Source organism: Actinomadura pelletieri DSM 43383, from assembly GCF_003634705.1.
GTDB classification, from domain to species: domain Bacteria; phylum Actinomycetota; class Actinomycetes; order Streptosporangiales; family Streptosporangiaceae; genus Spirillospora; species Spirillospora pelletieri.
Genome location: NZ_RBWU01000004.1, coordinates 513,905 through 533,966, shown reverse-complemented (window position 1 = coordinate 533,966; position 20,062 = coordinate 513,905). Strand labels below are relative to the sequence as shown.

Annotated in this window: 23 protein-coding genes; 13 read left to right on the top strand and 10 right to left on the bottom strand. The window is 72.8% G+C overall.

Going from position 1 to position 20,062, the window contains the following annotated elements:
* Positions 1-23: 23 nt before the first annotated feature.
* Positions 24-653: an SAM-dependent methyltransferase gene (locus BZB76_RS20405; RefSeq protein WP_121435962.1), complete on the top strand. Its 630-nt coding sequence runs from the start codon at positions 24-26 to the stop codon at positions 651-653.
* Positions 654-717: 64 nt separating this feature from the next.
* On the opposite strand, the gene BZB76_RS20400 is transcribed toward BZB76_RS20405, so the two are convergent.
* Entirely contained in the window at positions 718-939 is a 222-nt protein-coding gene (locus tag BZB76_RS20400) for an EF-hand domain-containing protein (RefSeq protein ID WP_121435961.1), read from the bottom strand.
* Between the two features lie 131 nt (positions 940-1,070).
* Between BZB76_RS20400 and BZB76_RS20395 the strand changes: the two genes are divergently transcribed.
* Positions 1,071-1,877, top strand: a complete 807-nt coding sequence (locus BZB76_RS20395; protein ID WP_121435960.1) for a glycerophosphodiester phosphodiesterase family protein — start codon at positions 1,071-1,073, stop codon at positions 1,875-1,877.
* A 34-nt stretch (positions 1,878-1,911) separates the two neighbouring features.
* On the opposite strand, the gene BZB76_RS20390 is transcribed toward BZB76_RS20395, so the two are convergent.
* Positions 1,912-2,202, bottom strand: a complete 291-nt coding sequence (locus BZB76_RS20390; protein ID WP_420534801.1) for a type II toxin-antitoxin system Phd/YefM family antitoxin — start codon at positions 2,200-2,202, stop codon at positions 1,912-1,914.
* Positions 2,203-2,302: 100 nt separating this feature from the next.
* Here BZB76_RS20390 and BZB76_RS20385 point away from each other — a divergent pair, with 100 nt between their 5' ends.
* The 3 genes from BZB76_RS20385 to BZB76_RS20375 all read left to right on the top strand — a co-directional run bounded on the left by BZB76_RS20385 (position 2,303) and on the right by BZB76_RS20375 (position 4,036).
* Positions 2,303-2,947 (top strand): ClpP family protease, encoded by a 645-nt coding sequence (locus BZB76_RS20385; RefSeq protein ID WP_121435958.1) that lies wholly within the window; start codon positions 2,303-2,305, stop codon positions 2,945-2,947.
* Complete coding sequence (locus tag BZB76_RS20380; protein WP_121435957.1) at positions 2,944-3,549, top strand: ATP-dependent Clp protease proteolytic subunit; 606 nt, start codon at positions 2,944-2,946, stop codon at positions 3,547-3,549. Before BZB76_RS20385 ends, BZB76_RS20380 begins: the two co-directional genes overlap by 4 nt.
* 142 nt (positions 3,550-3,691) lie before the next feature.
* The gene (locus tag BZB76_RS20375; protein WP_067802035.1) at positions 3,692-4,036 is read left to right on the top strand and encodes an RNA polymerase-binding protein RbpA; all 345 of its coding nucleotides are present in this window, start codon (positions 3,692-3,694) and stop codon (positions 4,034-4,036) included.
* A gap of 121 nt (positions 4,037-4,157) precedes the next feature.
* Here BZB76_RS20375 and BZB76_RS20370 read toward each other — a convergent pair whose 3' ends face one another.
* Both BZB76_RS20370 and BZB76_RS20365 read right to left on the bottom strand, forming a co-directional pair.
* Complete coding sequence (locus BZB76_RS20370) at positions 4,158-4,826, bottom strand: response regulator (protein WP_121435956.1); 669 nt, start codon at positions 4,824-4,826, stop codon at positions 4,158-4,160.
* Entirely contained in the window at positions 4,823-5,944 is a 1,122-nt protein-coding gene (locus BZB76_RS20365; RefSeq protein ID WP_121436250.1) for a sensor histidine kinase, read from the bottom strand. The genes BZB76_RS20370 and BZB76_RS20365 overlap by 4 nt, the downstream gene beginning before the upstream one ends.
* Before the next feature lie 135 nt (positions 5,945-6,079).
* Here BZB76_RS20365 and BZB76_RS20360 point away from each other — a divergent pair, with 135 nt between their 5' ends.
* Genes BZB76_RS20360 through BZB76_RS20350 form a run of 3 tightly spaced genes read left to right on the top strand, consistent with a single transcriptional unit; the run spans position 6,080 to position 9,296 of the window.
* Complete coding sequence (locus BZB76_RS20360) at positions 6,080-7,009, top strand: ABC transporter ATP-binding protein (protein ID WP_121435955.1); 930 nt, start codon at positions 6,080-6,082, stop codon at positions 7,007-7,009.
* Positions 7,006-8,463, top strand: coding sequence for a DUF1349 domain-containing protein (locus tag BZB76_RS20355; protein ID WP_211343088.1), 1,458 nt, complete (start codon positions 7,006-7,008; stop codon positions 8,461-8,463). The genes BZB76_RS20360 and BZB76_RS20355 overlap by 4 nt, the downstream gene beginning before the upstream one ends.
* Complete coding sequence (locus BZB76_RS20350; protein WP_246007071.1) at positions 8,460-9,296, top strand: ABC transporter permease subunit; 837 nt, start codon at positions 8,460-8,462, stop codon at positions 9,294-9,296. The genes BZB76_RS20355 and BZB76_RS20350 overlap by 4 nt, the downstream gene beginning before the upstream one ends.
* A 4-nt stretch (positions 9,297-9,300) precedes the next feature.
* Here BZB76_RS20350 and BZB76_RS20345 read toward each other — a convergent pair whose 3' ends face one another.
* From BZB76_RS20345 to kamD, 6 genes are all read right to left on the bottom strand, one after another.
* Complete coding sequence (locus BZB76_RS20345; protein ID WP_246007070.1) at positions 9,301-9,810, bottom strand: FxsA family protein; 510 nt, start codon at positions 9,808-9,810, stop codon at positions 9,301-9,303.
* A 90-nt stretch (positions 9,811-9,900) separates the two neighbouring features.
* Positions 9,901-10,665, bottom strand: coding sequence for a polyprenol monophosphomannose synthase (locus tag BZB76_RS20340; protein ID WP_121435954.1), 765 nt, complete (start codon positions 10,663-10,665; stop codon positions 9,901-9,903).
* A 5-nt stretch (positions 10,666-10,670) separates the two neighbouring features.
* A complete protein-coding gene (gene lnt, locus BZB76_RS20335) occupies positions 10,671-12,476 on the bottom strand; it encodes an apolipoprotein N-acyltransferase (protein WP_121435953.1) in 1,806 nt (601 codons plus the stop codon).
* Positions 12,477-12,986: 510 nt separating this feature from the next.
* Entirely contained in the window at positions 12,987-13,394 is a 408-nt protein-coding gene (gene kal, locus BZB76_RS20330) for a 3-aminobutyryl-CoA ammonia lyase (protein ID WP_121435952.1), read from the bottom strand.
* Positions 13,391-14,251, bottom strand: coding sequence for a lysine 5,6-aminomutase subunit beta (gene kamE / locus BZB76_RS20325; RefSeq protein WP_121435951.1), 861 nt, complete (start codon positions 14,249-14,251; stop codon positions 13,391-13,393). The genes kal and kamE overlap by 4 nt, the downstream gene beginning before the upstream one ends.
* The gene (gene kamD, locus BZB76_RS20320) at positions 14,248-15,867 is read right to left on the bottom strand and encodes a lysine 5,6-aminomutase subunit alpha (protein WP_121435950.1); all 1,620 of its coding nucleotides are present in this window, start codon (positions 15,865-15,867) and stop codon (positions 14,248-14,250) included. The genes kamE and kamD overlap by 4 nt, the downstream gene beginning before the upstream one ends.
* A gap of 264 nt (positions 15,868-16,131) precedes the next feature.
* On the opposite strand from kamD, the gene BZB76_RS20315 reads away from it, so the two are divergent.
* The 5 genes from BZB76_RS20315 to BZB76_RS20290 all read left to right on the top strand — a co-directional run bounded on the left by BZB76_RS20315 (position 16,132) and on the right by BZB76_RS20290 (position 19,982).
* Complete coding sequence (locus BZB76_RS20315; RefSeq protein WP_121435949.1) at positions 16,132-16,899, top strand: bestrophin-like domain; 768 nt, start codon at positions 16,132-16,134, stop codon at positions 16,897-16,899.
* A gap of 1,192 nt (positions 16,900-18,091) precedes the next feature.
* Entirely contained in the window at positions 18,092-18,346 is a 255-nt protein-coding gene (locus BZB76_RS35940; RefSeq protein ID WP_246007069.1) for a tyrosine-type recombinase/integrase, read from the top strand.
* A gap of 162 nt (positions 18,347-18,508) precedes the next feature.
* Positions 18,509-18,829 (top strand): PadR family transcriptional regulator, encoded by a 321-nt coding sequence (locus BZB76_RS20300; protein WP_246007068.1) that lies wholly within the window; start codon positions 18,509-18,511, stop codon positions 18,827-18,829.
* The gene (locus BZB76_RS20295; RefSeq protein WP_121435946.1) at positions 18,829-19,683 is read left to right on the top strand and encodes a hypothetical protein; all 855 of its coding nucleotides are present in this window, start codon (positions 18,829-18,831) and stop codon (positions 19,681-19,683) included. Before BZB76_RS20300 ends, BZB76_RS20295 begins: the two co-directional genes overlap by 1 nt.
* Entirely contained in the window at positions 19,680-19,982 is a 303-nt protein-coding gene (locus BZB76_RS20290; RefSeq protein WP_147449478.1) for a hypothetical protein, read from the top strand. The genes BZB76_RS20295 and BZB76_RS20290 overlap by 4 nt, the downstream gene beginning before the upstream one ends.
* Positions 19,983-20,062 lie beyond the last annotated feature (80 nt).

The following is a 20,062-nucleotide window of genomic DNA, read 5'->3' as shown; positions in this document are numbered from 1 at the left end:
GACGCGGAGCCACCATCGAGGGCATGGACGACACCACCACCGACCAGCAGTACTGGGACACTCGCTACGGCGACCACGAACACCTGTGGAGCGGCGAACCCAACGCCGTCCTCGTCCGGGAGGTCACCGGACTGGAACCCGGCACCGCCCTGGACCTCGGCTGCGGCGAGGGCGCCGACGCGGTCTGGCTCGCGCGGCAGGGCTGGCGCGTCACCGCCGTCGACGTCTCACGCGTCGCCCTCGAGCGCGCCGCCCGCCACGCCGCCACCGCCGGCGTCGCCGACCACGTCGACTTCCAGTGGCACGACCTCACCGTGTCCTTCCCCGAAGGCACCTACGACCTGGTCAGCGCCGCGTTCCTACACGCCCCCGAGGAGGGCATGCCCCGCGACGCCATCCTGCGCGCCGCCGCCGACGCCGTCGCGCCCGGCGGCGTCCTGCTCATCGCCGGACACGCCGGCCTCCCGCCCTGGGACCCGCACGCGAACACCCCCCTGCCCACCCCCGACGAGGTGCTGGCCGACCTACGGCTGCCGGACGGCGCCTGGGACGTCCTGCACAGCGGCGAGCACGAACACGTCCAGACCACCCACGACGGAAGCACCGTCACCCGCAACGACAACCTTCTCAAGCTCCGGCGACGCCGGACCTGACCACGCCACGAAGAAGCCACCACGAAGCCACGAAGAAGCCACGGGGACGGCGACGGGGACGGCCTCAACGGCCGGCGGTCCGCTCCATCAACGCGGCGAACTCCTCCAGGGAGATCTTCCCGTCCCCGTTGGCGTCGGCGGCCACGACCACCTCCACGGCGCGGGTGGCGGTGATGTCCTGTCCGAGCCTGCTCATCAGGTTCCGCAGCTCGGCCGTCGAGATGTACCCGTCGCCGTCCACGTCCACCAGCTCGAACGTCGCCCGGTACTCGTCCACGTTCGCCATCGGTTCGCTCCCCTCCGTTGATCGGTCGCCGCGCCGACGGTAGCAGTAGGTCCTCTCGACCCGCCGCCTTTACACAGTAAGGTCACGCTTGGTCGCGGGCGCACGGCACGGGGTCCGCCATAATCGGACGGGTGCGCGGCTCGTACGAATTCCTCGACCACCCCGGACCGATCCCCTTCGCCCACCGAGGGGGCGCCGGAGAGGCGCCCGAGAACTCCATGGCCGCGTTCCAACGGGCCGTCGACCTCGGCTACCGCTACCTGGAGACCGACGCCCACGCCACGGCCGACGGCATCGTCGTGGCCTTCCACGACCGCACCCTGGACCGCGTCACCGACCGCGCCGGCACCATCGCCCGGATGACCTACGCGCAGGTCGCCAAGGCCCGCATCGGCGGGACCGAGCCCATCCCCCGGCTGGAGGAACTGCTCACGACCTTCCCGGACGCGCGCGTCAACATCGATCTCAAGGACGCCCCGGTCATCGGACCCCTCGCCGCCGCGCTGCACCGCGCCAAGGCCTGGAACCGGGTGTGCATCACCTCGTTCTCCACCCGCAGGCTGGCCCAGATGCGCGCCCGGCTCCCCCTGTTCACCGACCACGACGTGTGCACCGCGCTCGGCCCCCGCGGCGTCATGGCCCTGCGCGCCAAGTCCTACGGCGGCCCCGCCGCCAAACTCGTCCGGCTGGCCGCCACCGGCGTCGCCTGCGCCCAGGTCCCCTACGGCCTCGGGCCCCTCCCGTTCGTCACCGAGGCGTTCGTCGCCCGCGCCCACGAACTGGGCCTGCAGGTCCACGCCTGGACGGTCAACGACCGCGCCGCCATGGAACGTCTCCTCGACCTCGGCGTGGACGGCATCATGACCGACGACCTTCTCACGCTCCGCGACGTCATGGCCGCGCGCGGCCTGTGGCACCACCCCACCGCCACCACCTGACCTCGCCGGCACTCGCCGGCCGGCCCGAAAGGGCTCAGCGGGTGAAGCCGGGCGGACGGTACTCGGCCGCGACCCGCATCGGTGCCGGTGCCGGTGCCGGTCGCGGGTTCTCCACGGGCCCGGCCGCCGGTTGCCCGGCATTCGCCGCCTCGACGCGCCGCGACCGGATCATCTCCAGAAGCTCCAGATCCTCCGGGCTGACCAGCGCGGCCATCACCCGGCCCCGCCGCGTCAGTCTGACGGGCTCGCCGGTGTAGGCGACCCGGTTCACCAGGTCGGCGAACTGGGCGCGTGCTTCGGTTACCGGAACATCCACGTGATTCATCGTATAGCGAAACCCTCCGTCCTCCCCTGGATCCGATCCGGGGTCGCCCGCTACGTTCTCATGTACGTAATGTACATTTCGTACAGAAAGGCTTGGGCGTATGCGCGGCGAACCGTGGCACCAGGACGGCGGACGACCGGCGGAGACGTTCGCGGGCAGGGCGAGGGCCAGCGTGACCGAGGCCCCGCACCCGGCGCAGGCGCAGCTGTTCGAGCGGCTCCTCGCCCAGCGGATCGTGTTCCTCGGAACCGAGATCGACGACCAGGTCGCCAACCGCGTCAACGGGCAGCTGCTGCTCCTGGCGGCGCAGGACGCCCGGCGCGACATCACGCTCTACATCAACTCGCCCGGCGGGGTCGTGGACGCCGGAATGGCGATCTACGACATGATGCAGTTCGTCCCCAACGACATATCCACGGTCGTGATGGGCATGGCGGCGTCCATGGGACAGACGCTGCTGTGCGCCGGGACGCGGGGCAAACGGTACGCGCTCCGGCACGCCCGGGTGATGATGCACCAGCCGCACGGCGGGATCGGCGGCACCGCGTCCGACATCAGGATCCAGGCGGAGCAGTCGCTGTACCTCAAGCGGACCCTGGCGGAACGGACCGCGTTCCACACCGGGCAGCCGCTGGAACGGATCCAGGCCGACGGCGACCGGGACGCGTGGTTCACCGCCGAACAGGCCCGCGACTACGGCTTCGTCGACCACGTCGTCGACAGCACCGACCGGGTGGGAACATGACACGGGCGGAACGGCGCCATCTCGTCCCCGAGTTCGAGGAGCGCACCGCCTACGGGCGCAAGGACTCCGACCCCTACGACAAGCTGTTCGAGGACCGCATCGTGTTCCTCGGGACGCCGGTGGACGACACCAGCGCCAACGACGTCACCGCGCAACTGCTGGCGCTGGAGGGCATGGACGCCGACCGGCCCATCGCCCTGTACATCAACTCCCCCGGCGGGTCCCTGACGGCGATGCTGGCGATCTGCGACACGATGCGCTACGTCCGGCCGCCGATCGAGACGACCTGCGTGGGGCAGGCCGGGGCCGCCGCCGCGGTCCTGCTCGCGGCGGGCGCGCCGGGCCGGCGGGCGGCGCTGACCGGGGCGCGGATCGTGCTGCGGGAACCGGAGATCGAGGTGGCCCGCGGCCACGCCGCCGATCTGGACATCCAGGCCCGGGAGCTGCTGCGACTGCGCGAGCAGACCGAGGCGATCCTGGCGGAGGCGACCGGCCGGGACCCGCGGACCGTCCGCCGTGACCTTGATCGCGCGCGTTTCCTCACCGCCGCTGAGGCCAAGGACTATGGGCTGATCGACGAGGTCATCGCGTCCCGCCGGTGACGCCCCGACCGGGCGGCGCGACCCACGCGGCCCGCGGTCGGACGCAAACGACAGGATTGGATCATGCCGCCCCGGGGAATCTTGTCACGGGATTCAGCGTTGGTCAGGGCAAGACCGCAAGCCGTCTGGGAGGCACGTGACGATGGCCGAGCGCGCACTTCGCGGCACCCGACTCGGAGCGACGAGCTACGAGAACGATCGCAACACCGATCTGGCCCCTCGGCAAGAGGTGGACTACACCTGTACCAAGGGCCACCGGTTCACCGTGACGCTCGCAGCCGAGGCCGAGGTGCCGATGACCTGGGAATGCCGCAACTGCGGCGCCACGGCCCTGCGGGTCGACGGGGAGTTGCCCCAGGCGAAGAAGGGTAAACCACCGCGTACGCACTGGGACATGCTCATGGAACGCCGGACCGTCGAAGACCTCGAGGAGGTCCTCGCGGAACGGCTGGAGATCCTGCGCGCGGGGCGCAGGAAGTCCGCGTGAGCGGCACCTGAGCGACCGAAGGGGAACGAGCAGCACGGGCCACAGGAGTTTCGGGTCGGGCCCGTACCGGTGACGGTACGGGCCCGACCCATGTCCGGGCACCGCGTCCTCGGGCTCGGGGTCACCGGTCGGGGCGGGGCAGGATCAGGCCGCTCTCGTAGGCGGTGACGACCGCCTGGACACGGTCGCGCAGCCCCAGCTTGCGCAGGATGCGGCTGACGTGCGTCTTGACCGTCTCCTCCCCCACCGTGAGCCGGGCGGCGATCTCGGCGTTGTTGAGGCCCTCGGCGACCAGGCGCAGGACGTCGGTCTCCCGGGCCGTCAACGCCCCCAGCGCGCCGGACGGACGCGACGGCGCGCGCGGGCGGAGCCGGACGAACTCCCCGATCAGGCGGCGGGTGACCGCGGGCGCCAGCAGCGCCTCCCCCGCCGCGACGATCCGCACGGCGTCGAACAGCCGCTCGGCCGTGACGTCCTTGAGCAGGAACCCGCCGGCCCCGGCGACCAGCGCGTCGTACACGTGCTCGTCGAGGTCGAACGTGGTGAGCATCAGGATCCGCGGGGCGTCGGGGGCGGCGGCGATACGGCGGGTGGCCTCGATGCCGTCCATGACGGGCATTCGCACGTCCATCAGCACGACGTCGGGCCGCCGCTCGCGGCACACGCGGACCGCGGCGGCTCCGTCGTCGGCGGTACCGACGACGGCGAGGTCGGGTTGGGTGCCGAGCAGGGCGCCGAATCCGGCGCGGACGACCTCCTGGTCGTCGACGACGACGACACGGACCGTCACGGCCGGTCGCCCTCCGGCGACGGCGTCGGCAGCGTCGCCTCCACCAGGAACCCGCCGACCGCCCCGGGCCCGGTGCGCAGCGCACCGCCGACGGCGGCGGCGCGTTCCCGCATTCCGAGCAGCCCGTGCCCCGCGGCCGCCGGCACCTCGGGCCCGGCCCGGTGTTCCGTGGCGGTCTTGACGTCGTCGCCGGGGCCGGGGCCGTTGTCGCGGACGGTGACGCGCAGCGCCTCGGGGGCGTAGTCGAGTTCCACGTCGACGGCGGCGCCGGGCGCGTGCCGCCGCGCGTTGGTGAGGGCCTCCTGCACGATCCGGTAGGCGGCGAGCTCCACCCCCGGTTCCAGGGCGGTGACGGCGCCACGGACGCGCAGCCGGACGCTCGCGGGACCTGACGCGCGGGTCTCGTCGATCAGGTCAAGGAGCTGCTGCAGGCCCGGCTGGGGGCGGCGGGTCGGTCCGGCGTCCGCGTCCTCGCGCAGTACGCCGAGCAGGCGGCGCATCTCGGTCAGCGCGGTCCGGGCGGTGTCGCCGATGGCCAGGAGGCGTTCGGCGCCCTCGTCCGGCATGCCGGACACGGCCAGCCGCGCGGTCTCCGCCTGGACGGAGATCATCGAGATGTGGTGGGCGACGACGTCGTGGAGCTCACGGGCGATGCGGGCGCGTTCGCCCCGGGCGGTGTGCTCCAGCAGCGTGTGCTCGAACGCCCACCGGGAGGCGTCCCGCGCGGCGGCGGCGGCGCGGCGCCGCCGCACCCGGCGCCGGACGTACACCGCCCAGACGGTGACGAGCGCGACGACCGCCGTCACGGCCACCCCGCGGTGCAGGACGCACGCCGCGGCGGCGCCCGCGGTGACGGCCACGGCCGCAGGGGCGGCGCCTCGCCCACGATCACGCCCACGATCACGCCCACGGTCGGGGTCCCGGGCACGGCCGCGGAGCAGGACGAGCGGGAGCGTCGCGCACACGTCCACCACGATGGCCAGGGACAGTGCCGTGCCGGCCCCCTCGGTCCGCAGCACCGCCTCGGCGGCTGCGGCCAGGGCCAGGCAGACCCCGGCGGCGGGCCACGGACCCGGCCACCGCGTGTCCCGGTCCTCGCCCTTCTCGCTGCGACCCACGCTGATCATTGTGGCGTGAACACGGGCGCGGCGGCGTCCCTCTGGGGAGGGACGCCGGGTCCCTCCGTGCCCGCCGCCCGAAACGGGCCCACGGTGGGATGCCCCGGGCCGCCGCGGTCCGTAGCCTCCCAGGCCATGGACGCAACCATCGAAGTGCGGGGCCTGACCAAACGGTACGGGTCGACCACCGCCGTGGACGGCCTGACGTTCACCGTCGCCCCGGGTCGGGTCACCGGGTTCGTCGGCCCGAACGGCGCCGGCAAGTCCACCACCATGCGGGTGATCATGGGGTTGGACCGGCCCGACGCGGGCGCCGCGCTGGTCGGCGGGAAGCCGTACCGGTCGCTGCGCACGCCGCTGTGCCGGCTCGGGGCGATGCTGGACGCGTCGGCGGTGCACCCGGCGCGGCGGGCCCGCGACCATCTGCGGTGGCTCGCGCACGCCAACGGGTTGCCCGTCCGCCGCGTCGACGAGGTGATCGAGCTGGCCGGGCTGACCGGCGCGGCCCGGCGCCGGACGGGCGCGTTCTCGCTCGGGATGCGGCAGCGGCTCGGGATCGCGGCGGCGCTGCTCGGCGACCCGCCCGTGCTGATGTTCGACGAGCCGGTGAACGGACTCGACCCCGACGGGATCACCTGGATGCGGGGGCTGCTGCGGTCGCTGGCCGGGGAGGGCCGGGCGGTGCTGGTGTCCAGCCATCTGATGAGCGAGCTGGAGGGCGGCGCCGACCATCTCGTCGTGATCGGCCGGGGCCGCCTGATCGCCGACATCGGTGTCGGGGAGCTGCTGGACGCCGCGTCCGACGGCCGGGTGGAGGTGCGCACCGCCCGGCGGCAGGAGGCGATGACCGTGCTGGCGCACGCGGGCGCGACCGTCACCGCCCACGGCACGGACGCGCTGACCGTCACCGGCCTGGACTCCGAGCGGATCATCACCCTGCTGACGGGCGCCGGGGTGACGTTCAGCGGGGTCGCCGCGCACCGGGCCACCCTGGAAGAGGCCTACATGGAGCTGACCAGGGACGCCGTGGAGTTCCAGGCCCTGACCGGGCGGACCGCGTCGTGACCGCCCCGGGGCCCACCGCCGTGCCGCCGTACCGCAGCACCGTCCAGGACGAGGCCCGCGACGGGTTCGGACGGCTGCTGACGGCCGAATGGACCAAGCTGCGGACCGTCCCCCGGTGGACGCTGACCCTCCTGGCGTCGGTCGCGTTGACCGTGCTGGTGGCGTTACTGACGGCCGCGGGCACCCAGGCGACCGGGGCGGGCCGGGAGATCTCCGACCCGGGCCGGTTGCAGATCCACGACCTGGGCCACTACGCCTACCAGCCGCTGGCCGGGGACGGCTCCGTCATCGCCCGCGTCACCTCCCAGCAGGGCGGCGGCGCGTGGGCGAAGGCGGGGCTGATGGTCCGCGGCAGCGCCGACCGCGCCACCCCCTACGCCGCGCTGATGGTGACACCCGGACACGGCGTCCGACTCCAGACCGGGTACAAAGGCGACGGGCAGAAGGGGGAGGGGACGGGCACCGCGCCGCGCTGGCTGCGGCTGGACCGCTCGGGCACGACCGTGACGGGATTCGAGTCCGCGGACGGGCGCGACTGGCGGCGTGTCGGGTCGGTGACCCTGGACGGGCTGCCGCGAACCGCCCTGGCCGGCATGTTCGTCGCCGCCCCGAACGAGGCGAAGGTCCAGCGCCGGTTCGGCGGCGAGACCGTCGACTCGGCGCCCTCCGACACCCGCGCCACCTTCGACCACGTGTCGGTGTCGCCCGCCTGGCCCGGCGCCCGGTGGCGCGACCGCGGCGCCCCGGGCGGGCCCGCCGACCCGGGCACGGGCGGCCGCACACAGGTGGACGGGACGTACACGCTGGCCGGGTCCGGTGACATCGGCCACGACCCGTTCGCCGAGGACACCACCCGTGTCACCCTCACCGGCGTGCTGCTCGGGCAGGTCGCGATCGTCGCCGTGGCGGTGCTGTTCGTGACGGCCGAGCACCGGCGCGGCATGGTGCGCACGACGTTCGCGGCGAGCCCGCGGCGCGGCCGGGTACTGGCCGCCAAGGCGGTCGTGGTGGGCCTGGCGTCGCTGGCGGCGGGCCTGGTCGCCGCGTTCGGCGCGATGCTGCTGGCCGCGCCGGTGCTGCGCGCGGGCGGGCTCGCGCCGCCGCCGCTGTCGGACCCGGCGGTGCTGCGGGCCGTGCTGGGCACGGCGGCGCTGATGGGCGTCGTCGCGGTGTTCGCCCTGGCGGTCGCGGCGATCGTGCGGCGCAGCGCGCCCGCGATCACGGTCGTGCTGCTGCTCCTGCTGCTGCCGCAGATCGTGGCGACCGGGCTGCCGCTGTCGGCCGCGCGGTGGCTGGAGCGGGTCACCCCCGCCGCCGGGTTCGCGATGCAGCACACCGTCGACCGGCACGACCGGGCGATCGGCCCGTGGGCCGGATTCGGGGTGCTGTGCGCGTACACGGCGGCGACGTTGGTCGTCGCGACGTGGCTGGTCAGGCGACGGGACGCGGCGTGACAGGCGGCGTGACAGGCGGCGTGGCGTCCGGCACGGCGGGCATGGCGGGCCGGGCGGTGCTCGCCGAGTGGACCAAGCTGAGGACGCTGCCGAGCACCGGGTGGCTGCTGCTCGCCCTGGCCGCGATCACCGTCGCGGTCGGCGCCGCGATGACCGGCGGCGTCGACACCGCGCACTGCCCGACCCCCGCCGGCTGCGCGGAGGACACGCCGAGGCTGGCGCTGTCGGGCGTGCGGCTCGGCCAGATCGCCGCGGTCCTCCTCGGCGTCCTCGCGGTCGGCGGCGAGTACGCCACCGGGACGATCACCGCGACGCTGGCGGCGACGCCGCGCCGCGGCACGGTCCTGGCCGCCAAGGCGACCGTGGTCGCCGCCGCCGTCGCCGCCGCGGGAACGGCCGGGGTGCTGGCGGCGCTGGCGGCGGGCCGGGGGATCCTGCCCCGCAACGGGTTCACCGCCGAGCACGGGTATCCGCCGCTGTCGCCGCTGGACGGCGCCACGGCGCGGGCCGCGGCCGGGACCGTCCTGTACCTGGTGCTGGTGGCGTTGCTGTCCCTCGGTGTCGCGACGGCCCTGCGGGACACGGCGGCGGCGACCACGGCGGTGCTGGCGCTGCTGTGGATCGTCCCGATCGTCACGCGGTTCGTCGGGGACGCGGAATGGCGGGAACGGCTGGAGAAGGTCGCGCCGATGTCGGCGGGACTGGCCGTCCAGTCCACGCGGGGCCTGGAACGGCTCCCGATCGGGCCGTGGCCGGGCCTGGGCCTGCTGGCCGGGTACGCGGCGGCGGCGATGCTGGTCGGCGGGGTGCTGTTCGCCGTCCGGGACGCCTGAGCGGTCAGGCGCGGGATGGGGAGTCGTCGCCCTCGGTGACGTCGTCGATGACCTCGCCGCGGACCACCGGTCCCGGCGGGGTCTGCGCCCGTCCGAAGCCGGGCGGGAACACCACGCGCGTCCGGATCCCGTCCTGGTGCGCGGCGGCCCGGACCCGCCGCGACGCGTACCGGGACAGGGCACGGCGCACGAGAGGACGGGTGACCGGCAGCACGAACGCGAACCCGAACACGTCGGTGACGAACCCCGGCGTCAGCAGCAGCACACCGCCGGCCAGGATCAGGGCGGCGTCGGCGATCTCCCGGTCGGGCATGACGCCGCGGCGCAGCGTGGCCTCCAGGGTCCGCCACGCGCGGCGGCCCTCGCGTCGCACGATCCAGCCGCCGAGCAGGCTCTCGGCGACCAGCAGCGCGACCGTGGGCCAGGCGCCGATCACCCCGCCCACCTGGATGATCACGTAGATCTCCAGGACGGGCATCACCAGGAACGCCAGGACCAGTAGCAGCGGCAGCATGACTCCATCTTCGGGTCGCGGGGAGAATCCCTCTCTCCCCTGACAACGCCGGAACGCCCCCCAACGTTTCCCGGCGGGGCGGGCGGGGGTTCAGCGGCGGGCGCGTTCGAGCCTGCGGGCGCGGGCCCTGCGGGCGCGGGCGGCCATGCCCCACTGGGTGATGCGCACCGCCGCCTCCATCATGACGTCGCGGCTCATCTTGCTGGTGCCGTGGACGCGTTCGACGAAGGTGATCGGGACCTCCTTGACGAGCAGGCCCCGCCGCAACGCCCGCAGCGCCAGGTCGATCTGGAAGCAGTAGCCGCGCGAGTCGACGCCGTCCAACCCGATCTTGTCGAGGGTCGCGGCGCGGAACGCGCGGTAGCCGCCGGTGGCGTCGTGCAGGGGGATGCCGAGCATCAGCCGGGCGTAGGTGTTGGCGCCGCGCGACAGCGCCTCCCGCCGCTTGGGCCAGTTGAGGACCTTGCCGCCGGGGATCCAGCGGGCGCCGATGACCAGGTCGGCGTCCTGCAGCGCGGTCAGCAGCCGCGGCAGTTCCTCCGGCTGGTGCGAACCGTCGGCGTCCATCTCGACCATGACGTCGTAGCCGTGGTCGGCCGCCCACCGGAAACCGGCGATGTAGGCGGGGCCGAGACCGTCCTTGCCCGCCCGGTGCAGGACCTTGATCTGCTCGTCCTTGTCGGCCATGGCGTCGGCGACCTCGCCGGTGCCGTCCGGGCTGGCGTCGTCGACGACCAGCAGGTCCACCGACGGAACGGCCTCGCGCACCCGGGCGGCGATGCGTTCGATGTTGTCCCGCTCGTTGTACGTCGGGATGATCACGAGCACCCGGCCGAGGTCGGCTGGGATGTCCATCGGTGTCAGTTCCCCTCGTCCTTCCTGACCGCCGTCCACGCCGCCGCGCAGACCGCGCCGAGCCCGAGCACCGCGAGCACCCGTTCGGGCGCCGCGCCGACCCGGTCGGCGAGCGTCCGCGACGTCCGCGCCTGGACGGTGGCGACCTGCAGGTCCGGGACGAACTCCCCGGACCTGTCGATCATCCGGCCGTCCGGGGCGACGATCGCGCTGATGCCGCTGGTCGCGGCAACCAAGATCGTACGGCCATGTTCGACCGCGCGCAGCCGGGACATCGCGACCTGCTGCGGCGGCAGGCTGGTCCGGCCGTAGGTGGCGTTGTTGGTCTGCACGACCAGCAGACTGCCGCGCGCCACGTCGCGGACCTCCCGATCGTAGGCGACCTCGAAGCAGATCACGTCGCCGACGGTCACCGGGCCGAGCCGCATCACGCCGGAGCGGGTGCCCTTGGCGAAGTCGCGGGGGATCCGCTCGAACCGTGTGATCAGCTTGGTGAGGACGTCGCGGAACGGCAGGTACTCCCCGAAGGGGACGGGATGCCGTTTGACGTAGTAGTCGCCGGGCCCGGTGCGCGGATCCCAGACGATGCCGCGGTTTTCGACCTTCTCGCCGTCGGGGGTGTCGGTGAGGGCGCCGACCAGGACGGGGACACCGACGGCCTTCACCGCGCCGTCGATGGCCATGTAGGCCTCTGGTTCGCTGTAGGGGTCCAGGTCGCTGGCGTTCTCGGGCCACACCACCAGCTCGGGCCGGGGAAGGGTGCCGGCGCGGACCTTGGCGGCCAGTTCGTGGGTGACCCGGACGTGGTTGTTCAGCACGGCCTTGCGCTGGCCCAGCGAGTCCAGGCCGAGACGGGGCACGTTGCCCTGGACGACGGCGACGGTGACGGGACGTCCGGCGGTGGGGGTGGGGATCAGCGCCCCGCCCCCGGCGAGCGCCGCGACGGCGCCGAGCGCGGCCCCGACGGGCAGCAGCGCGGCCAGGAGACCGGACCGCCGGCCGGGCGTCGGGAACCGCCGGACACGGTCCGCCCGCGTCTCACCGCCCGTTTCACCGCCCGTCTCACGGTCGGTCTGCGGGCTCGCTCCGCCGCCTGCCTGGTCGTCCGCGCGGAGCCGGTCGCGGTGGGCGGTGTGGGTTCGGTGGGCGGTGTGGGCGCGGTGGGCGGCGACGGCGGCGTAGGCGAGCAGCCCGCCGACCAAAGCGGTCAGGAACGTGACCAGAGGCGCGCCGCCGTAGGAGGCGTAGGGCGTCAGGACCGTGGCCGTCTGGCTGAACGCGAGCCGCGCCCACGGGAACCCGCCGAACGGGACGTGCCCGCGGACCAGTTCCTCGCCGACCCACAGCGCGGCCGTCCACAGCGGCCACAGCGGCAGCCGCGTGACCAGGCTGATCCCGGCGCCGAGGGGCACGAAGTACAGGGCCTGGACGAGGCTGAGCACGATCCACCCGTCCGGCCCGATCGCGGCGATCCCCTCCAGGACGGGCAGGAAGAACGCGGTGCCGGCGACGAAGCCGAGCCAGGCGCCGGTTCGGGCGGGCAGACCGCGCAGGACGAAGATGAACAGCGCGACCCCGACGGGCGCCAGGAACGTGAGGTCGTACGGCGGGAACGCGGGCCACATGACCAGCCCGGCGGTGACGGCGCGGAGGGTACGGGGCCAACCGGCGCGGCCGCCGACGCGCAGCCAGTGCCGCAACCTCTCGGCCCGCCCGTCCGGCCAGGTCGCCGGTGCCGGGCCCGTGGAGCCGCCGGAATCCTGGCCGGGGCCGCCGGGCGACGACCGGTCAGGAAGGGTCTCCTGGGCCACGTCCCACCTCGTTCCTCGGTCCGATGCCAGGAACGCTACCGGGCCGGAGCGCCCACGGCGACCGGACCGGTGGCGGCGGGCAGGCCTCACACCGCACCCACGAAGGGCCCACGGAAGGCACAAGGGGCACACGAGGGGCAAAAGAGGGGCGCACGGGAGGACACGGAGGAGGGCCCGCGACATCCGTCGGGCCGGAGTTCGTCCCACAGGCGGTGAGAACGAGGCTCCGTTTTCTACTGGATGTCCGGGCCCTTCCCGGGTCCAACCCCCCGCCCGATCGGGCGGCTCCGCTCGGGGGCACGGCCTCGGATCACCACGCTGGCTCGGGCGGGCACGGCAGCCGACCACTCGCGTGATCCCCGTCCCGTCGTGGCGCGGTGCCCGGCGGCGCCTCGGGCGGCCGATCGGTGAGTCCCGTGCTGGACTGCAGCAAAACTACCGGCTTCCGCCACCTTGTCAACCGCCTCATGTTCTGCGGCGACTCCATGTTCTCCCAGGTCAACACCATGATCACGGGGGTCGGGGGTTTTGGCGGGCCGGAACGACGACGGTGCCCGTCGCGGTGACCGCGACGATCGGTTCGGCGAGCGCCTCGGCGGCCGACTCCCCCGCGTCGGGACGGCCCCGGCACACCACGCGGGCCTCGAAGTCCAGGACGCGGCTGCGGGTGCCGACACGGACGAGCACGGCGCTGGTCTCCAGGACGTCCCCGGCCCGGACGGGGGCGCGGAACTGCACGTCGGAGTAGGAGGCGAACAGTCCCTCGTCGCCGTCGGCGCGGACGCACATCTCGGTGGCCACGTCCCCGAACAGCCCGAGCACGTAGGCGCCGTCGACGAGGTCACCGGCGTAGTGGGCGTGGGAGTAGGGGATGTACCGGCGGTGCGTGACGGTCATCCCCTCGCGCGCGCCGCTCATCGCCCCTCCCCCGCCTCACCGGTCTGTTCCGTATCGTCCGTCTCGTCCAGAGGTGCGGCCTCGGCGGGCAGCAGGGCGTGGACGAGGTAGCTGGCGACCTCGGCGGGCGTGGTGCCCCTCCCGAAGATCCGGTCGACGCCGAGATCGGTCTCGGTGACGGTGTCGAACCGGGGGCCGCCGACGACCAGCAGCGGCCGTCCCATCCCCCCGGCGACGGCGGTCGGGTACTCGGCGTGGAACGCGGCGGCCATCTGCTTGGTGTTGTGCAGGTGCGCGTTGCGCTGCGTGACGACCTGCGACACCAGGACGGCGTCGGCGTTCTCGGCCTTGGCGCGCCGTACCAGTTCCGCCACGGTCACCTGCGCGCCCATGTTCACCACCTGGATCTCCCGGTAGTACTCCAGGCCCTTCTCCCCCGCGAATCCCTTGACGTTGAGGATCGCGTCGATGCCGACGGTGTGCGCGTCGGTGCCGATGCAGGCGCCGACGACGACCAGCCGCCGGTTCAGCGTCCGGCGGATCGCCAGGTTCACCTCCTGGGACGTCAACAACGGGTAGGCGCGCTCCTCCGGGACGGGAATGGACGCGTAGTCGACAAGGTGCCGGGCCTTCCCGTACACGATGAAGAACGTGAAGTCGGGGCCCATCGGCTTGGAGTGGACGACGCTGGCGGGGTCCAGGCCCATCTTCCCGGCGAGTTGCAGGGCGGCGGCGTCGGCGCGTTTCCCGGCCGGGACGGGCAGGGTGAAGGACATCTGCACCATGCCGTCGCCGGTGGTGTCGCCGTAGGGGCGGATCACCTGCCGGGTGTCGGCGGGATCGGTGGGGGCGTGCGGCCCCGGGACCTCGACCGTCATGCGGGCACCTCCTGTTCGGCCGGGCCGGCGGCCGGGTGCGGGTTCTCGGCGTCGAGGATCTCGATCGCGGGGTTGACGTACCCGTCGGCGCGGGGGACGACGCCGTCCAGGCCCTTGCCGCCGTCCGGTGGGCGGCGGGTGACGCCGAAGGTGCCCTCGGCGATCGCGTCCAGGAGCCCGTCGTCGGCGATGCGGGCGAGCAGGTCCACCGACTCCGACAGCACCTGCTTCGCGCGGCGGACGAGCATGCCGTCCGGGCGTGGCCGGAAGTCCTCGGCGAGGTTCCCGCACGCGCCGCGGACGTACCGGACGTTCTCCAGCGCGAGGTCGCGGTCCGACAGCCAGGGGGTGTGGATGCCCTCGGTCATCATCCCGATCAGGATGATCGACTGCCCGGTCATCACCCCCGCGAGGTTGAAGAACGCGTCCAGCAGGTAGCCGGCGAAGATGTTGCCGGTCATGTGCTTGGTCGGCGGCATGTACTTCAGCGGCGCGGCGGGGAACAGCTCCCGGACCAGCTGGGCGTGCGCGAGCTCCAACCGGAACGACTCGGGGATCGCCGGGTCGATCTCGAACGCGTGACCGAGGCCGAGCTGCGCGTCGGTCAGGCCCGCCTCGTGCCCGAACCGTTCGTTCAGCAACTGGCTGACGATCACGGTGTGGGCGGCGTCGACGGCGTCGGCGGTGGTGAGATAGTTGTCCTCACCGGTGTTGATCATGATCCCGGCGCGGGCGTGGATCTGCCGGGAGAACCGCTGGTCGATGAACGTCCGGCGGGGGTTGATGTCGCGGAAGATGATGCCGTACATGCAGTCGTTGAGCATCATGTCCAGGCGTTCCAGCCCGGCGAGCGCGGCGATCTCCGGCATGCACAGCCCGGACGCGTAGTTCGTCAGCCGCACGTACCGGCCCAGTTCGCGGGAGACGTCGTCCAGCGCGGCCCGCATGAGCCGGAAGTTCTCGCGGGTCGCGTACGTGCCGGCGTACCCCTCGCGGGTGGGTCCCTCGGGGACGTAGTCCAGCAGCGACTGGCCGGTCGACCGGATCACCGCGACGACGTCGGCGCCCTCGCGGGCCGCGGCCTGCGCCTGCGGGATGTCCTCGTAGATGTCACCGGTCGCCACGATCAGGTACACCAGCGGGCGGGGCGGGTCGGCCATGTCGGGGGCGGGCAGTTCGCGCAGCAGGGCGTCGCGTTCGGCGCGGCGGCGGTCGATGCGGGCGATGCCGGCGCGGGCGGCCTCCTCGGCGGCCGCGCGGGCATGAACGGCTTCCGTCCCGGCGGGCAGACGGAACGAGACGCGCCCCCGCGCGGCGGCACGGGCCAGGTCACCGAGGGAGCGGTACGGACCCTTCAGGAGCGCGTCCCAGACCGGCGGGGCCACGCCGTGCTCGAGGCCGACCTGGTCGCGGACGGCGTCGGTGAGGTGGTTGACCCATGGGCGGCCCTCGTCGTCGGCGCCGGTGAGCCCGCACAGGCGCAGCAGGGCCCGCTCGACGGAGACGGTGGTGTGGGATCGGGCCATCCGGATGATCGGCTCGGCGGCCCGGGCGGCCAGCCGCCGGGCGGTGCGCACCACCTCCGGGTCGAGGTCCAGTTTCCCCTGCGGCGCCATCGCCGCCTCCCCTCACACAACCGGGATCCGTGAATCATCCTCCATACCGGACTCTCCACAACAGATCTTCCGGTATAGATCTCACATTTCGCAAGAACCATCACCTAATCACCCGCGACCCCCCACCGGAGGACACCCTCATCTTTCCCCCGCCGGGCAGTCACCTCACCCTCAGGTGACATCAACGGAAACCCCCGCAACAAACACCAACCGTGAACCTATAATCACGCGAAGTGATGGCGAATCCATCCCCCGGGGAGTGCCATGATCGTCTACTTTGCGGCCGCGACCTGCGCCATCGGCGTCGTGCTCGTGGCGAGCGTGCTGGTCCGGCGGACGCGCGGCGGCGTCGACGACGACGCCCCCGACGGCCCCACCACCGGCCACACCGGCGCCATGCTGTCGGCGCTGTTCCTGCTCGCGTTCGCCATCGCCATCATCGTGCCGTGGACGACGTCGGACGCCGCGCGCTCCAACACCTACACCGAGAGCCAGGCCGTCGCCGAGGCCTACTGGGCCGCCGCACGGCTGAGCCCGCCCGACACCCAGCACGTCCGGCAGGGCCTGCGCGACTACGTCGACCTGGTCCGCGGCCCCGAATGGCGCCTCATGGAGGACGGGCGGCTCAGCTCCCGGGGATGGACGCTGCTGGAGTCCCTGCGCCGCGACGTCATCGCGATCAAGGCCGACACCGACGAGACCAAGGACGCCCGCAACGCCGTCCTGGACCACCTCGGCGAGATCTCCGCCGCCAGACGCCAGCGCGCCATGGACGCCGACACCTCACCCCCCGCCGGCCTGCTCGTCATCACCGTCCTCACCGGAATCACGGTCACGCTGCTCCCCTTCTTCGCCGGCGCCCGCCCGCGCGGCGCGGCCCTGATCCCCCTGGCCCTGATGGCCGCGCTGCTCGCCGCCGGAACGTACCTGACCATCGACATCTCCCACGCCTTCGAAGGCCCCCTGGCCGTGGACCCGGACGCCTTCACGGAACTGCAGTCCGACCTGCGACGCATCGCCGGAGGTGGCTGAGCGTGCGCCGCATCCCGCCCACCACCGCGCTGACCGTCCCACCCGCTCTGGCAGTGGCCCTGACACTGGCCGCCGCCGCAGCCGGCCCGGTCCCCGCGGCCACCGCCGACCCCCTACCGAAGCCACGAATCAGCCTGTGCATCGACATCGAGATCACCCTCGGCGCCGACCTCGCCCGCGGCCCCCGCGGATGCCCGCCGCCCCCACCCACCCCACCGCCGACACCGGCTCCGCCACCCCCCACTCCCCCAACACCCACTCCCCCGCCCCCACCGACTCCGCCATCGCCGACTCCGCCACCGCCCGAGCCCCCAGAGCCGTCAGTGCCACCGTCCCCGGCACCACCCACGAACACTCCTGCGCCACCGCCGCGCCCACCCCAACCCCGGCCCGTCGCAGCCGTACCGCCCGCTCCCCCACGACCTCCCCAGGCGCGCCCGGAACCGTCCCCACCCAAGAAGCCCGCACCGGTCCGGGCGCACATCGCCCCCCGCGCACGAAAGGCGCCGCCACCGCGCCGCGACCCGCTGAGCACCTCCCTGGTCCTGGTCGTCATCGCGGTCGTCATCAGCGCAGGCGCGGCCATAGCGTTCGCCCGCTGACCCCACCCGCGCCAAGACGACCGGCAACGCGTACCGAAACGCCCACGGAAACGCCCACCGGGGACGCGAACGGCGAGGCACACCGGCACACACACGAAGGCGCGCACCGGGACGCACACGGAGACGGAAACCGGCACCCGTAGGGAAACGCGCACGAGGAGGCACAGCAAGACGCTTCCGCGCCGCGACATGGCGGCGCACCTCGCCTCCGCCTCGGCGAAGTCCCGGTGACCCAGCAGCTCGCGGATCTTCCAGGAATGCTCGTACACCGTCTGCCCACGTCGCCCGTCCGCGGCGAACGCACCCCGCGTCGACACCGATCTGTTCAGCGACGACCTCCTCTACGAATCGTCAGCGCGGGCCGACGAGGCCCTCGCACTCAGCATCGAAGACCTGGACCTGGACAACGGACGCGGACGCATCACCGGCAAAGGCAGTACCGTCCGCTGGATCCACTGGCATCCGGAATCACCCGCCTGCTGCCCCGCCTCATCGCAGGCCGCGGGCCGCTCTTCCTGGGCGATCGGCGCCCGGCACCGGCGCGCACGCCCGCAGCATCCGACCTGTGCCCGCACACCGGCCGGGGCCGGTTGTCCTACCAACGCGCCGAGCATCTTTTCGGGCAGGCCGCCAGACGACACGATCCCCGCCAGCGCGGCTTCACCCTCCACCAACTCCGCCGCTCCCGGCTCACTCTCCTGACCGAGGACGGCTGGTCGGCGCCGATGCTCATGGCCCTGTCCGGGCACGAGAACATCCGCAGCCGGGCGATCTACACCAGCGTCGGCGCCGAAGCCGTCGGCGCCGCCCTCGCACAGCTAGACCCCGCCCGCCGACACCGCTGACCTCGGCGAACACCTAGCCGCGGCCTCTTTCGTCCGTATTCCGGCCGCCCCTTCTACGACGCCCAGTACGAACCCGACCCCGATCCTGACCGAACTCCGCCGGACGAACCTAGTTTGAGTTCTGATATGGACAGACGACGGGGACCTAGTTAGAGTTAAAGCGTGGCTATCCGGATGACATTGCAGACCCAGCTGGTAGTGCAGGCGCTGCTGCGCGACCCCACCCGCGAACTCTACGGCCGGGAACTCTCACAAGAGACCGGGCTGATGCCCGGCACCACCCACCCGATCCTGGTACGGCTGGAAACCGAGGGCTGGGTCACCTCCCGCAAGGAAGACATCGACCCGCATGTGGAAAAGCGGCCCGCTCGCCGCTATTACCGGCTCACCGCCAACGGCGCCGCCCAGGCCGGCGCCGCTCTGGCCGGCGCCCGCCGTCCTCGCGCCCTGCGCGGCCTGACCGAGGGCGGTGCAGCCTTCTGATGACGACCTCCAGTCGCCCCCGGGCCCGCCGCACCTTCGAACTTGCCGTACACAGCCTCGGCGCCCTGATCTTGGCCTCTTTCAGCGGCACCCTGTTGACCGCCGTCGCCGGTTACGTCAGCCACGTCAGCCGCGCCGCTGGTCACGCCGGGGCCGTTGATTTCCTTAAGACCAGCACGTGGGTCGAGCCCGACCCCGATTACGGAGCGGCATGGTTCAGCTACGAATGCGGCGCCCTGGGTTTCTTAGCAGGAAGTGCGCTCGTTGGCGTGATGCTGATCGTCAGCGCGCTGTCCAGTCGCCACCGCCGGAAGATGATCGCGATCTTCGAACGTGTCAGGACCCTGCTCACCCTCTTCGCGATCACAGGGAGCATCTGCGGCACCGTCCTTACGATCATGTGGGCCTCGGGGGACGACGGCGTCTCCACCACTGACCCGCCCAGCTGGATTCTCTTCCACCTGGCCATCGAGGCCGGCGGCTTGGCTTTCGCGTTCGGGCTCCTCCTCGGCGTGCTGAGCGTGACCATGTTGACCGTGGTGGTCTTGGTCCGGATCCTGGCCGGCGTCCTCAACTCGGCTTGCACGTCCTTGAGACCGGCACCGGTCGACCTCATCGTCGATACAAACGCTCCCCGGTTGATTCGAGCGGCTGCGGCGTTCATGCCCCCCGAGTACGGCAGACGGTGGCGCGACGACGTCGCCGAGGCCCTCTTCGACTACGAGCCTGACGAGCACCCCGAACTGCTGCGCGATTTCCTCCTGCATGCCCCGGCCGCCATCGCCTGGGCCTGGACAGCCACTCTGCAACGCCACGTCCGTGGCGCCGGCCACTCCCGAGGACGCCAAGAATGACCCCTCCCACCCAACCCGCCGCCGGTGGTCCGCCCAACCGTGGAGCCTCCTTCGGCTTGGCCACCACCGTCCTGGCCGTCCCCACAGGCGTCGCGCTCATCAACCCGGACCTGGCCGCCATCCTCGCCAGCGCCGAGCTCACCCTTCTGCTCACCGTCCTGCTCACTGCGGTCTTCGCCCCAGCCCCCATCAACGAACGCGCCTTCCGCCTGCTCCGCTGGATGAGCGGCCACCCCGAGCCGACCCACCCCACCAGTCCCGACCAGCGCTCGCACCCCGAGCGCCAATCTGCCCCGTGATCAACTCCCGAGCCGAGTCTCGGGCGTCTGCACGCTCCGCCTTCACCTTCGCTGTCCGCCCGTCACCATCCCGGGTGGCC

Bases quoted from the DNA above. Each gene is read 5' to 3' on its own strand.
- BZB76_RS20360 (WP_121435955.1), top strand. From the start codon at position 6,080: ATGGACGCAACCATCGAAGTGCGGGGCCTGACCAAACGGTACGGGTCG.
- BZB76_RS20345 (WP_246007070.1), bottom strand. From the start codon at position 9,810: ATGCTGCCGCTGCTACTGGTCCTGGCGTTCCTGGTGATGCCCGTCCTG.
- kamE (WP_121435951.1), bottom strand. From the start codon at position 14,251: ATGACGGTCGAGGTCCCGGGGCCGCACGCCCCCACCGATCCCGCCGAC.
- BZB76_RS20375 (WP_067802035.1), top strand. From the start codon at position 3,692: ATGGCCGAGCGCGCACTTCGCGGCACCCGACTCGGAGCGACGAGCTAC.
- BZB76_RS20380 (WP_121435957.1), top strand. From the start codon at position 2,944: ATGACACGGGCGGAACGGCGCCATCTCGTCCCCGAGTTCGAGGAGCGC.
- BZB76_RS20290 (WP_147449478.1), top strand. From the start codon at position 19,680: ATGACCCCTCCCACCCAACCCGCCGCCGGTGGTCCGCCCAACCGTGGA.
- BZB76_RS20315 (WP_121435949.1), top strand. From the start codon at position 16,132: ATGATCGTCTACTTTGCGGCCGCGACCTGCGCCATCGGCGTCGTGCTC.
- BZB76_RS20405 (WP_121435962.1), top strand. From the start codon at position 24: ATGGACGACACCACCACCGACCAGCAGTACTGGGACACTCGCTACGGC.
- BZB76_RS20340 (WP_121435954.1), bottom strand. From the start codon at position 10,665: ATGGACATCCCAGCCGACCTCGGCCGGGTGCTCGTGATCATCCCGACG.
- kamD (WP_121435950.1), bottom strand. From the start codon at position 15,867: ATGGCGCCGCAGGGGAAACTGGACCTCGACCCGGAGGTGGTGCGCACC.
- kal (WP_121435952.1), bottom strand. From the start codon at position 13,394: ATGAGCGGCGCGCGCGAGGGGATGACCGTCACGCACCGCCGGTACATC.
- BZB76_RS20390 (WP_420534801.1), bottom strand. From the start codon at position 2,202: ATGAATCACGTGGATGTTCCGGTAACCGAAGCACGCGCCCAGTTCGCC.
- BZB76_RS20295 (WP_121435946.1), top strand. From the start codon at position 18,829: ATGACGACCTCCAGTCGCCCCCGGGCCCGCCGCACCTTCGAACTTGCC.
- BZB76_RS20400 (WP_121435961.1), bottom strand. From the start codon at position 939: ATGGCGAACGTGGACGAGTACCGGGCGACGTTCGAGCTGGTGGACGTG.
- BZB76_RS20385 (WP_121435958.1), top strand. From the start codon at position 2,303: ATGCGCGGCGAACCGTGGCACCAGGACGGCGGACGACCGGCGGAGACG.